The sequence below is a fragment of the Escherichia sp. Lx600-2 genome, assembly GCF_036662595.1.
Taxonomy (GTDB): Bacteria; Pseudomonadota; Gammaproteobacteria; order Enterobacterales; family Enterobacteriaceae; genus Escherichia; species Escherichia coli.
Genome location: NZ_JAYQWM010000257.1, coordinates 1 through 522, shown reverse-complemented (window position 1 = coordinate 522; position 522 = coordinate 1). Strand labels below are relative to the sequence as shown.

General features: G+C 47.5%; 2 protein-coding genes. Both read right to left on the bottom strand.

Translation table 11 applies throughout. The annotated features are described in order from the left end of the window. Positions 1-374 (bottom strand): exonuclease (locus OQV04_RS24865; protein WP_072147102.1); only part of this gene is annotated, 374 nt, incomplete at its 3' end. 88 nt (positions 375-462) lie between these two features. After that, a partial coding sequence (locus tag OQV04_RS25420; protein WP_071528444.1) for an IS1 family transposase occupies positions 463-522 on the bottom strand: 60 nt, incomplete at its 5' end.

Here is a 522-nt window from a genome sequence, read left to right as displayed (position 1 = left end):
TCACATGTGTCGAACTTAACCATGACAGCGTTCTGTACTTCAGGGGCCAGCTTGTCAAAAGTGACGTTCATCGGATCGGATTCAGTCTCAACCGGGACAAAAGAAGCAGACTCCTCATCCCAGCGGTTTTCCTGCATATATTCAGCATCCCATGAATCGAGGGCAGGGCGGGGTATGCCAGGTTTATCCTCGCAGACAATAAATTTATAAGCGCAGTCCTGAGCAGCCGGATAATGTTCCAGGAACTGCCAGTGAAATTTTGCTCGAGCACGGCGTTCGTCGCCAGCTTCAATGGCTGTGGCTACAGCCACAGCGCCTTCTTCCCTTGTTGCCAGTTCGTCAGGAATAGCGGCGCAAATAAAGACTTTACTCATTTTGTTTTAACCTCATGACAGATTTAAGGATGAACAAATCCCTGCCATTGCTGGCATATAAGAATGAAACCGGGGTAATGACTCCAACTTATTGATAGTGTTTTATGTTCAGATAATGCCCGATGACTTTGTCATGCAGCTCCACCGA